The following is a 9,751-nucleotide window of genomic DNA, read 5'->3' on the forward strand; positions in this document are numbered from 1 at the left end:
ATTAGGGCTGAAATACGGTATGATATAGTCAAGAGCCGGAATTTATAGGCATAGCAACATGAGTCTTGGAACTGCCAAGGCTTGCGGAGGGAGAGACTGACATTGGAGTTTAAAGGAGCTATGGGTGGTATTTACCGCCTGACAGAGTGGATTACCCGACTGGCGGCTACAAATTTGTTATGGGTGTTATGTTCGTCGCCTTTTGTATTCTGCCTCATACTGAAACTACTTGTAATGAATCAGAATTTGGCTAATGAGTCTTTACAAATGAACTGGGCGATGGCTATTTTGGCACCGCTTACTTTATTTCCAGCCACATCGGCTATGTTCACAGTGGTTCGCAAATGGGTAATGGGTGATACCGATACGGGCGTGTTTCGTACCTTTTTTAAAGGGTATAAAGAGAATTATAAGCAGAGTCTGATCGGGGGTATCTTTTACACATTGCTGTTTGTCATCATGTATGTGGATTATACCGTATATATGACACAACTCAGCAACTTGCAAATCGTGGGCGTAATTATGCTTATTCTTATCATTATTTTGCTTGTGTCTATGTTTAACTTCTTTTCGATGGTGGCTCATTATCATATGTCTACCGGACAAATTATTAAAAATGCGGTTTTATTGACGCTGATTCGACCATTCCGTGTATTTTCCACCATGCTCGGCAGCGCCGTTGTTATATTTATTGGAGTCAAATATCCTGTGCTTTTCCTATTCTTCATCGGCAGCGTGGTTGCCTGGTTCGCTTTCTTTAATTTTTATGGAACATTCCTCAAAATGCAAGATCAAATGGAAAAGATGAAGCAGAAAGATGAAGATACGGCAACCATTGAAGACAAGAAAAGTGATAACCTCTAAAAATAAAACATATTTCTCCTAGCATTTACTTTCTGAGTGAGAAGCGCTATAATAAGGTCACATCCTGCGATGCACGTTACGGTCATTTGTTGTTTTGAACCAATGACAATGTCTAGGGAGATCTATACGGATGAACAGCTGAAAAGCCCTGTCAATTCCTGACAAGGGGACTTCAAAAGTTTATTCTGCGGTCACCCACCTGCTAAAGCAGGTTCAGAAGACGCTATGGTCGGACGGCATCGGCGGGTACTCCAAAGATAATGAATACACTCTGTTCATGCTTCGTGCAGAAACAGGGTGTTTTTTGTATGTAACAATGTTAAACTAAGACATGAGGTACTAAGGTCGCATACCACAGGTATGGTCGGTTAAATTTTTGTTGTTTAACGTTTTTATAAAGCGCTTGCAGCAAAAAAACCGATGTGCTGCATTATGGCAACGATTATCGTGAAGGAGGAAATGTCTTGTCGTTGAAGAGGACTCTGGTAGGGATTGTGCGCAGCCAAGAAGGTACAAGCGACCGGGTCAAGGACCCCCAAATGAAGACACGCTATTATAACTTATCGAGAGACAAGGCTTGGGAAGAAGTATCATCTATTTTGAAAAAAATTCCTGGCTACAAGGTACTCCATGAGGTAGCATCCGTAGGTGAGATTACGTTAGAGAAGCGAACGGCGTTCGGTAGAACTGTCGACATTACCGTTTCTATATTGTCCGTCTCGCCAGTTCGGAGTGCGGTGGATATTTATTCTGCTTCGCGCGGATCGCTAGGGGACTTGGGCGCGAATTACCGCATCATTTTGCAACTGTTCGCTGTGATTGACAAGAAGCTGTCCGCTCATAAGGTCGTGCAGTAATTGTAGATGTGTGAGCAGTGATGTGGCAGACAAACGTCAAAAAAGCGAGGAAGGCAACCCTTCACTCGCTTTTTTAATATTCAGTCTTGATTTAGACGAGTTTTTTCACTGCTGCAATCGCTTGCTCATAGTCAGGGTGCTCGGACATTTCGCTCAAGTATTCTACGTAAGCGATTTTATCATTTTGATCAATCACAAAAATAGCTCTATGATCCAAATGGAATTCCTTGATGAACACACCATAAGCTTCGCCGAAGGAATGATCCTTATAGTCGGACAGTGTCAATACGCGGTCGATACCGGCAGCACCGCACCAACGAGCTTGAGCGAAAGGCAGATCGACGCTGACAGTCAGCACTACGACTTGATCCCCAAGGGAATCAGCTTCCTGGTTAAAACGTCGAGTCTGTGCGTCACACACGCCTGTATCCAAAGAAGGAACAACACTGATCAATTTGACTTTGCCTGCAAAGTCTTGGAGCGTAGCTGCTTCTAGCAGGTTTTTCTGTAATTTGAAATCAGGTGCCTGATCTCCAACCTTCAGTTCAGGACCTAAGAGTGTCAAAGGATTGCCTTTAAAAGTAGCAGCTCCTGTACGTTCTTGTGCCATATGTAATAGCCTCCTTGGTTTTTAGCATTGGTTATCGTTGCCGAAATCTATTATAATCTTTTATAAAAGACATTGTCCAATTTGAATAAGGTGGAGACACCCATGAAGGAAGGATTGCCTTGATTTTTTTACGTTATGAGAACTGGAAAAGTTATTTGCGGTTTTACCCAGTAACCTGTCTGATTTTGCTCATTAATATTGTGATGTTTATTGTACTCACCGTACAGGGTGGATCGGAAAATAGTTTGACGTTGATCCGATATGGAGCTTTGATTAATGAAGCGCCATTCACTGATCAACTGTGGCGATATGTATCAGCTATGTTTTTACATGCAGGGTTTGATCATCTTCTGTTCAATTCCTTCGCCATACTCGTCTTCGCTCCTCCGCTGGAGCGTTTGCTGGGGTCCTTCCGCTATGTGTTATTGTATCTGGTCACGGGCATTGTAGGGAACATACTGTCCATCGCGCATTACAATATGATGACGGAAACGACAGTCTCTGTAGGAGCTTCAGGAGCGATTTATGGCATCTATGGAGCATTCCTATACGTTGCCCTGTTCCAGCGGTCACTGATGGATGACGCCTCGCGTAAAACGCTGTACACGCTGCTTGGGTTTGGCATCCTGTTTTCTTTCGCTGTAGCGAACATTAACTGGACCGCTCACTTCGGGGGATTGCTCAGTGGGTTTTTCTTTTATGGATTAATGATCAGATTGACTGGCCAACGCAAACGTCACTAAAGATAGTTTTACGGTAAGTTAGCAGGGGAAGAAAGAGGATGATGTTCGATTGACGTCTTCTTCCGGATGTTGAAAAACAGATTGGAGCGAATATCGGAGTGGAATTACGACAGTTGCAATACTTCATGAAGGTAGCGCAAAAAGAACATGTCACTCAGGCAGCCGAGGAGCTACATGTGGCGCAATCTGCGGTAAGTCGGCAAATTCATCAGCTTGAAGAGGAGCTGGGAGTCAATCTTTTTATGCAAAAGGGTCGCAATTTGCAGCTTACGCCAGTGGGACAACTATTTTGCAAACGGGTTGAGACGATTATAAAAGATCTAGAGCGAGCTGTTTTAGAAGTTCATGAGTTTTTGGATCCTGAGGGGGGCGAAATCCGCATCGGTTTTCAGCACAGTTTGGGGATTCATCTTATTCCTACGGTGGTGGCTGAATTCCGAAAGCGGTATCCCAATGTTAAATTCAGATTTAAACAGGGGATGTACCCGAGTTTAATTCGTGATGTGTTAGCGGGTGAGGTAGATTTGGCTTTTGTATCTCCTTTTCCGGATCGTCATGATCATGTAGAGGGGGATGTGGTGCTGACCGAGGAGTTGTTTGCTGTTCTCCCGCCCAATCATCCTTTAGCTACGGCCAAACACATTACGCTGAGTCAGCTTAAAGGAGAAAAATTCATCCTGTTCAGAGATGGATATTCGTTACGTCCGATTGTCTGGCAGGCTTGTCTGGAGGCAGGGTTTACGCCGGATATCGCTTTTGAAGGTGAAGAGACAGATACGATTCGCGGATTAGTTGCGGCTGGTATGGGAGTCAGTCTTTTGCCTGAAATGGCGTTGTTTCAGACCAACCCGCTTCAACCTGCAAGAGTGTCGATTGTTGATCCAGAGGTCACGCGAACTATTGGCTTGATTCATCGCAGAGATGACAAACTACCCTTAGTTGCAAAGTCATTCCGAACTTTTTTGTTGCAATATTTTGGCCTTAAAGGTAGTGCTGCTACTCCGAATGGAAGTGCTAAAGCGGATTTAGGGCAGTGAGTATAGCTGATTGGTTTTAGATAAAGGAAAAAGGTTGTTCCTCTTGGTGGAGGAACAACCTTTTTTGTAATACAAGCAATTAATCCCGGCTGTTAAAGATACCGATTAAGCGGATTAGTTCCAGCAAGGAAACGAGAGCTGCAGCCACATAAGTTAATGCAGCAGCATTTAATACTTTGGCTATACCCCGTTCTTCATCACTACGGATAAACCCTTCGGAAACCATAATTTCTCGGGCGCGGTTGGAAGCATTAAATTCAACCGGTAATGTAATTAATTGAAAAGCGACAGTAGCCGAGAAGAAGATGATACCCAAGCCAATCAGGTTCGTGTAGCTGAATAAGAAACCGGCAATCAGCAGAAACGGTGCAATCCCGGAAGCGAAGTTTACGATCGGAAAGATCCGGTGACGGAGTGCCAGCATGGGATAGTGCTCTTTATGCTGAATGGCATGACCAACCTCGTGACAAGCTACGGCAACTGCAGAAATGGATTTTTCATAATAAACGGGCTCGGACAGCCGTACGACTCTTTGCATTGGATCATAATGGTCAGACAACGCACCAGGTACTGGTTCAATAGGCACATCATGCAAACCATTGCGATCCAGCATATGCCGAGCTGCATCATAACCGGTCAACCCATTTTCGTTTGGGACATCAGACCATTTATTAAAAGTACCTTTTACACGGAATTGCGCCCATAAGGATAATCCGAACGCAAGAATAATCAATATATACATACCCATCATAAAGCAACCCTCCATTATTGTTCATCACTAGCCCGGGCATCTACATCATAGAACTATGCTCCAGCAGATACTTCAGAGCTTCGATACAAGCGGCGCTTTGTGGTAGTAGACCAGTAAGCAACTTGCGCGCTTGAACGGGCTTGAGCTGCCCCAGAAGAGGCTGTAGTTCATTGACTTCACGTTCCAGACGCTGCATGTGCATTTCTAGACTCGTTAATTTGTCCGTGACGTGCTCTTCCCCCGCGACCGAGTTCCATTTAATCAGTGTCTGTCTGATTTCCTCGAGGCTATATTTCTCTTGTTTCATTTGGTTAATACGTTCAAGCCTGTTTAAGGTTTCATCATTATAAAGCCGATAATTTTTCAATGATCGTTCTTCAGGTGTGATTAAACCAAGCTTTGTGTAATAATCAATAGTTCGTTCGCTGACACCAGCCGCCTTGGCTAGCTCACCAATTCGATACAGCTTCATATCCCCATCTGTCTTCACCTCGCGCTCTTCGTTCAACCTTCAATATTAGCATTTGCAAACGGAGTGTTTATAAAGAATATTTTACATGATTCCCAACCATACAGTCAAACGTCATGCTTTTTTTCGGACAGAAACAAGCTACTTTTATAGTTAGTAAATGTGACATGGATTGTTTGGGACCATATTTTTTTAACATAATAAAAAAAATCTTGTCAACTTTCATGTATTCTGATTATAATGACAATAAGAATTTCACGAAATGTAAAGAAACTTAACATTCGAGGGAGTGGGCTTCATGAGAAAAAAGTGGTTAGTTGTATTATTGGCCATGCTGACAGTATTAGCTTTTCCGGTAGGTGCGTTTGCTGCTGACGGTCCGACAAATATTCAACTTCAAGCTGGGCTAAACACGGCCTTTACGTTCTTGGCATTTATACTTGTATTTTTTATGCAAGCGGGATTTGCATTGCTGGAGGCAGGCTCGACACGAATGAAGAATGCGGGCCATGTCGCTGGTAAAACGATTCTCACCACGGGTGTTGCGGCTTTGTCCTTCTGGGCACTTGGATTTGGATTCGGCTTTGGTAATGATGGCGGCAACGGATTTATGGGACTGACGGGTTTCTTCATGAGTGGTACGGATGCTGCAGTATCGTTTGATGCTCTTTCAGGTCTGGACGTTCCGATTACAATTATGTTTTTGTTCCACTTTGCTTTCGCTGCGGTATCACTTTCTATCGCATGCGGGGGGATGGCAGAGCGTGCAAAATTAAGTGTATACATTATCTTCGGTATTTTATTCTCCATCGTAATCTATCCGGTTGTAGCTCACTGGGTGTGGGGCGGCGGATGGCTTGGTAAGTTGGGAATGCAGGATTATGCCGGTTCGACGGTAGTCCATTTGACAGGCGCTACGGCGGCACTCGTCGCTACACTGCTGCTCAAACCGCGTCTGGGCAAGTTCAATAAAGATGGCAAGCCGAACATTATCCCTGGTCATAATCAGGTGTACTCTATCTTGGGTGTTATTATTCTCTGGTTTGGTTGGTTTGGATTTAACCCAGGTAGTGCTGTATCGGCTATGAACGACGGATTCTTTGGATATGTGGCCTTGACTACCAATATTGCTGCTGCGGCAGGTGGAGTTTTCGCTTTGCTCGTATCCTGGATGGTATACGGAAAGGCAGATATTCCTGCTATGTTAAATGGTGTGCTGGCGGCTTTGGTTGCCATTACTGGTTCTTGTGCCTTTGTAGCACCTTGGGCGGCACTGGTCATTGGTGCAGTTGCAGGGATCGTCACTTTCTTCACAGCGCAATGGTTTGAGCGTGCAAGAGTAGATGACCCGGTATATGCTTTCTCCGTGCATGGTGTTGCAGGGATGTGGGGCGCAGTGTCCACAGGGTTGTTCGCTACTCCTGAGCTTGTAAAAATAACAGGTGTAGGTCAAGCGGGTCTGTTCTATGGTGGTGGATTTACCCAATTAGGAGTACAGCTGCTTGGACTGATTGGCACCTTGGCTTTCGTGTTCGTCATTTCCTTCATTATTCTGGGTGCGATGAAAGCAATTATGGGTATTCGCGTTACGGAAGAGGAAGAAACAATGGGACTGGATATCAGTGAACACGGTACGTACGGCTATCCTGAGCAAATGAAGTTGGTTGCTGAGGCTGAAAAGCGTTCTGGAATTGTGAACTAATATGTAAAATATAAAGAACCAGTATGGATGAGCGGAGGAGATGGAAGTATGGAACTGCAAAATATGGCCCCTTGGGTGAGTTCCGCCGAAGCGATAGATCATGCAGATACACCTGAATCGCTAAGGCAGGCCAGGGTCGACTCTCAAAAATGGCTGCTGGCTTCCCAAGCCTCCGCTCCGTTATCAGACTGGTTACGAACGGCGAATGAAATGCATGACCGCATCGCGGCCAGAGCTGTACAAATGTGCGAAAAAGGGATGGTTGAGGATGGCTTCGGCCCTCCTCCCGTCCCTTACGCATTTATAGCCTTCGGAAGCATGGGGCGCTCGGAATCGACGCTGTGGAGTGACCAGGATAACGGTATGATTATCAGTGACACAATATCTGCTGACAAAGAATTGTATTTTAGAGAGTTTGGTCGCAGAGTGTCTGCGATGTTAGAGTATTTGGGATATCCCAAATGTGAAGGGAAAGTAATGTGCTCGGAGCCGTTGTGGCGTCAAACATTGTCTGGATGGCAAAAACAGCTAACGAAATGGTCGGATGATTTTGCTTGGGAGCCGATCCGTTATCTGATTATCTCGTCTGATATGAGGCATATCGCTGGAGATGAGCGACTATCTGCAAACTGGAAACGAAGTTTTTATGAGTTGTTCCGAAAACATCCTGATTTACCCTCGGCGGTACTTAGGAACACAGTGAGGCATAAAGCGACACTTAATATTTTAGGTCAGATCGTTACCGAGCGCTTCGGTGAGCATGCGGGCGATTTTGATGTGAAATACGGATTGTACATTCCACTGGTGAACGCAGTCCGTTTTTTGGCGTTGCAACATGGTGTAGAGGAAACCTCCACCTTCAAAAGGCTCAGTCGTCTCGCATCACTGGAAGCGGCACCGTTGCCTTTACTCGATGCTTGCGAGCGAGCCTTTCGGATTGCGCTTCAGCTACGAATGGCTACGCCAGTGAAAGAGAATGATGGATTGCTGGTCAGCAATGGCTACCTGGCTGTAAAGCCGCTGAAACAAGGTAAAGGCTGGCATGAGTTGCGCGAGGCGCTTTCGACGGTACGACGGCTGCATCGTGCGTTGCAAAGGCAGTTGCGATTTATGGAAGGGAGAAGGTCATGAAGGAACCGGCGCAGGGAAGTGGCTTCTGGAGCGCTCTCCGCAGAGGAGGAGTACCGTCTGCGATCGCATCTGTAATGGGGGCTCCTACGGCTCAGCAGATGGCGTTTATTCGCTCCTTAACCCGGGAGCAACGGCGCTCTGAAGTATTGCGGACCCCGCTGGATCGTTTGGAGACGGTAGTTTTTGATCTGGAGACAACGGGATTTTCAGCACAGCATGGAGATGAGATTTTATCGTTCGGGGCGATTCGGGTTGTCGGGGACATGATTATGGAAAAAGAGCAGTTTTATACGCTTGTTAATCCACGGACTGTGATTCCTGAGCACATTACCGAGCTAACTGGGATTACCCGGGAAATGACGGATCAAGCTCCACCACTTATGAATGGACTGCACGACTTTATGTCCTTTGTAGGTGGGCGAGTACTTGTAGCACATGCTAGCGCTCATGATAAGGCCTTTTTGAATGCTGCGTTATGGAAAACATCTAAAGTCCAATTGACTCATCGTGTTCTGGATACGATGATGCTTGCCAAATGGCTCGAGCCACAGCAACATCAAACCTACAGTTTGGATGAATTGTTGGCCTACCAATCCATTCCGATTGAAGGGCGGCACCATGCGTTAGAGGATGCGAAAATGACGGCTAAGCTGTGGGTTGCGTATGTTCAGGAAATGCTGAAACGTAACGTGACCAATTTGGCAGATGTCTACGCGCATTTAAGTCATGCCTGATTCAGTACAAGGCATAGCATTCATATACACATAAAAACAGCAAGTTCGCGATTTCGTGGGTTTGCTGTTTTTTTTGCGTCCTGTTCAGATTTAGAAGGTTAGAGGTGGGAACAGTATGGGCATCCTATGGAGAAGGTAAGGGTCATTTAGATGAAAGACAGGTGATAAGACGTGAAAAGATTTCTTTTCATCAGAGCGATGGTTATGCTGGTTGTGATTGGGGCTTCATGGGGAGTTATTGCAAACACAACTTATGCAGCAAGCCTGTCCATAAAAAATGTACCATTAAAAGAGGAATATGGTAGAGAAAGACTTGGAGCTGAGAAAGAGGTAGAGGCTGAAACACATGCGGTAGAGGTAATGAAAAAGATAAAACCTGGGCAACGGCTTCCTTCTATGATTTTAAAGGGGTTAAATGGCAAGTCCTACGATGTAGGGGCTACGCGCAATAAAGCTTTGGTTATTAGTTTTTGGGCTTCGTGGTGCGACCCGTGCCGATCAGAAGCACCTATGCTGAATGAGTTGTATAGTAAGTACAAAGATGATGTGGATGTTTATGGTATCAATGTAACTCGCTATGATCGATTGGAGGATGTACAGAAGTTTTCCCGCTCTTTGGATCTCCAATTTCCCATTTTACTTGATGAGCAAGGAGCATTGTTTGAACGATTTGGAGGGGTGGCTTTTCCGACCCATGTACTGGTTGATCATCATGGACAGGTCCGCGAAATCATAATCGGCATGCTCAGTGAGCAGGAGTTGGAACGCAAAATAGAAACTCTTGAAAAAAAGAAGGTGTCTTTGGGAGCCGAGTTGACCCCAAAGACACCTTCTAAGCTCATGCGAGCACCTG

11 protein-coding genes and 1 other RNA gene are annotated in these 9,751 nt (G+C 45.3%); 9 read left to right on the top strand and 3 right to left on the bottom strand.

Annotated elements, in window-relative coordinates; all coding sequences use genetic code 11:
* The first annotated feature begins 102 nt into the window (after positions 1-102).
* The 3 genes from GRP75_RS13820 (at position 103) to GRP75_RS13830 (ending at position 1,721) form a co-directional block, all read left to right on the top strand.
* Positions 103-864: a YesL family protein gene (locus GRP75_RS13820; RefSeq protein ID WP_023988019.1), complete on the top strand. Its 762-nt coding sequence runs from the start codon at positions 103-105 to the stop codon at positions 862-864.
* Between the two features lie 58 nt (positions 865-922).
* Positions 923-1,117: non-coding RNA, 6S RNA (gene ssrS / locus GRP75_RS13825), on the top strand.
* Positions 1,118-1,328: 211 nt separating this feature from the next.
* Positions 1,329-1,721 carry a DUF1499 domain-containing protein gene (locus GRP75_RS13830; protein ID WP_013309718.1) on the top strand — a complete coding sequence of 131 codons (393 nt, stop codon included), beginning with the start codon at positions 1,329-1,331 and terminating at the stop codon, positions 1,719-1,721.
* Positions 1,722-1,812: 91 nt separating this feature from the next.
* On the opposite strand, the gene tpx is transcribed toward GRP75_RS13830, so the two are convergent.
* Complete coding sequence (tpx, locus tag GRP75_RS13835; RefSeq protein WP_053325164.1) at positions 1,813-2,331, bottom strand: thiol peroxidase; 519 nt, start codon at positions 2,329-2,331, stop codon at positions 1,813-1,815.
* A gap of 119 nt (positions 2,332-2,450) precedes the next feature.
* On the opposite strand from tpx, the gene GRP75_RS13840 reads away from it, so the two are divergent.
* A complete protein-coding gene (locus GRP75_RS13840; protein ID WP_053325165.1) occupies positions 2,451-3,074 on the top strand; it encodes a rhomboid family intramembrane serine protease in 624 nt (207 codons plus the stop codon).
* Positions 3,075-3,172: 98 nt separating this feature from the next.
* On the top strand, positions 3,173-4,111 hold the full coding sequence (gltC, locus tag GRP75_RS13845; RefSeq protein WP_160789584.1) for a glutamate biosynthesis transcriptional regulator GltC: 939 nt from the start codon (positions 3,173-3,175) through the stop codon (positions 4,109-4,111).
* A gap of 79 nt (positions 4,112-4,190) precedes the next feature.
* Here the strand turns inward: gltC and GRP75_RS13850 are convergent, their stop codons facing one another.
* Positions 4,191-4,862 carry a zinc metallopeptidase gene (locus GRP75_RS13850; protein ID WP_023988023.1) on the bottom strand — a complete coding sequence of 224 codons (672 nt, stop codon included), beginning with the start codon at positions 4,860-4,862 and terminating at the stop codon, positions 4,191-4,193.
* A 40-nt stretch (positions 4,863-4,902) separates the two neighbouring features.
* On the bottom strand, positions 4,903-5,334 hold the full coding sequence (locus GRP75_RS13855; protein WP_023988024.1) for a MerR family transcriptional regulator: 432 nt from the start codon (positions 5,332-5,334) through the stop codon (positions 4,903-4,905).
* Between the two features lie 295 nt (positions 5,335-5,629).
* Here GRP75_RS13855 and GRP75_RS13860 point away from each other — a divergent pair, with 295 nt between their 5' ends.
* The 4 genes from GRP75_RS13860 to GRP75_RS13875 all read left to right on the top strand — a co-directional run.
* Positions 5,630-7,033 carry an ammonium transporter gene (locus GRP75_RS13860; protein WP_013309724.1) on the top strand — a complete coding sequence of 468 codons (1,404 nt, stop codon included), beginning with the start codon at positions 5,630-5,632 and terminating at the stop codon, positions 7,031-7,033.
* Between the two features lie 48 nt (positions 7,034-7,081).
* Positions 7,082-8,164, top strand: coding sequence for a DUF294 nucleotidyltransferase-like domain-containing protein (locus tag GRP75_RS13865; RefSeq protein ID WP_023988026.1), 1,083 nt, complete (start codon positions 7,082-7,084; stop codon positions 8,162-8,164).
* Positions 8,161-8,898: an exonuclease domain-containing protein gene (locus tag GRP75_RS13870; RefSeq protein WP_023988027.1), complete on the top strand. Its 738-nt coding sequence runs from the start codon at positions 8,161-8,163 to the stop codon at positions 8,896-8,898. The genes GRP75_RS13865 and GRP75_RS13870 overlap by 4 nt, the downstream gene beginning before the upstream one ends.
* Before the next feature lie 171 nt (positions 8,899-9,069).
* Positions 9,070-9,751: TlpA family protein disulfide reductase (locus GRP75_RS13875; RefSeq protein WP_337194227.1), on the top strand; the 682-nt coding region annotated here is incomplete at its 3' end.

It is taken from the genome of Paenibacillus sp. OT2-17 (assembly GCF_009827695.1).
GTDB classification, from domain to species: Bacteria; Bacillota; Bacilli; order Paenibacillales; family Paenibacillaceae; genus Paenibacillus; species Paenibacillus polymyxa_B.